This window comes from Marisediminicola senii, assembly GCF_011057645.1.
Taxonomy (GTDB): domain Bacteria; phylum Actinomycetota; class Actinomycetes; order Actinomycetales; family Microbacteriaceae; genus Marisediminicola; species Marisediminicola senii.
Genome location: NZ_JAALGE010000107.1, coordinates 1 through 1,370, shown reverse-complemented (window position 1 = coordinate 1,370; position 1,370 = coordinate 1). Strand labels below are relative to the sequence as shown.

The 1,370-nt window shown below is 69.8% G+C and carries 2 protein-coding genes; both read right to left on the bottom strand.

The annotated features are described in order from the left end of the window. The coding region (locus G5S38_RS15995) for a glycosyltransferase family 2 protein (RefSeq protein WP_165070543.1) at positions 1-466 on the bottom strand (466 nt) is incomplete at its 3' end. Between the two features lie 201 nt (positions 467-667). Further along, positions 668-1,030, bottom strand: coding sequence for a WhiB family transcriptional regulator (locus tag G5S38_RS15460; RefSeq protein WP_165070540.1), 363 nt, complete (start codon positions 1,028-1,030; stop codon positions 668-670). Between the last annotated feature and the right edge of the window lie 340 nt (positions 1,031-1,370).

The following is a 1,370-nucleotide window of genomic DNA, read 5'->3' as shown; positions in this document are numbered from 1 at the left end:
GGATAGGGGTATAGGGGGGGTTGTGTGGGGTAGGGAGGGGGGAGGAGGGGGGGGGGGGGGGGGGGGCGGTGGGGGGGGTGGGGGGTGGGGGGGGGGGGGGGGGGGGTTGGGGGGTGCGGGCTGCGGCGGTGTCGGCGGTGGCGGTTGCGTCAGGGCTGGCGTTCGGGGTGGTGTCGGCGTTCGCGCCGGTGCTGCGGTGGGCGTGGGTTGCTCGACGGGCGCCAGCGAACGGGGCGACGCGGACCCCGGTGGCAACTGCCTCCCCGAAGGTCGCTCGGTTTCCCGCGGCGACCAGGTGCGGGGTGTCCAGTTCACTGAGGAGCTCGCGACTGGTGTCCGTCGAGCCGGCATCGACCGCGATCACCTGATCGGGAGCACGGGTCTGGGTCTGGAGGCTCGCAAGGGTGCGCGGGAGAAAATCGGCGCCCGACCGGGCTACGACAATCGCGGTTACTCGCTGCTGCATTCGAATCAGCCTACGGCTGCATCGGGGGCTCTGCGCCCACAACACACTTTCGCGCCTGATTGGACAGCGGCAGCATCCATGCCCGACGGTCCATGCGAAGCATGCGATGGCCGGCCACACGCCCTGAGTGCAGTACCCGCACGCGGGCTGCAGCGTGACCGTGCGGGCCGGCTACGCGCGCGTGCAGAGCATGCGGGCTGGCTACGCGCGCTTGCGGAGCTTGCGACGCTCGCGCTCGGACAGGCCGCCCCAGATGCCGAAACGCTCGTCATTCTGGAGCGCGTAGTCGAGGCACTCTGAGCGGACCTCACACGAGACGCAGATCTTCTTCGCGTCGCGGGTAGAGCCGCCCTTTTCTGGAAAGAACGCCTCGGGATCCGTCTGGGCGCAGAGCGAATCCGTCTGCCATGCCAGGGGGTTCTCTTCTTCGGGCTGCACCCGGCGCACCCCGGGAACCCCGAGCTGTACCGGGTCGACGAACCAGTCGTCGGGCACTCCCCTGCGACCGGCTCCCCCGCCGGTGGTCGCGGTAGTGCGTGCAGTAAAATCGTCTGCAAGTGCCATATCACGCCTTCCCCTCCGCGCGGCCTTCGGACAAGCGCCTGTCGCGTTAGCCCTAATTACACCCGTGTAGTTCCCGAAGGTCAAGCCGAGAATGGTAAACCCTCAACACGTTCTCGAGACTTTTCGACGCGCCGATGATTCTGCATCAATTCAGGGTTGGCAACCGCCCGGGCGGGGCCTATAGTGGCGCGCCGGCGGGGGTGCGGGCGGGGGTACGGGGCGAGGTGCGGTGAGGTGCGGGGGTGCGGGGGGGCGGGGGGGCGGGGGTGCGGGGGGGCGGGGGCAACGTATCTCGATGCGGCTTACGCGGCGAGGTACTGCCGAGCAACGCGGCGCCCGG

Bases quoted from the DNA above. Each gene is read 5' to 3' on its own strand.
- G5S38_RS15460 (WP_165070540.1), bottom strand. From the start codon at position 1,030: ATGGCACTTGCAGACGATTTTACTGCACGCACTACCGCGACCACCGGC.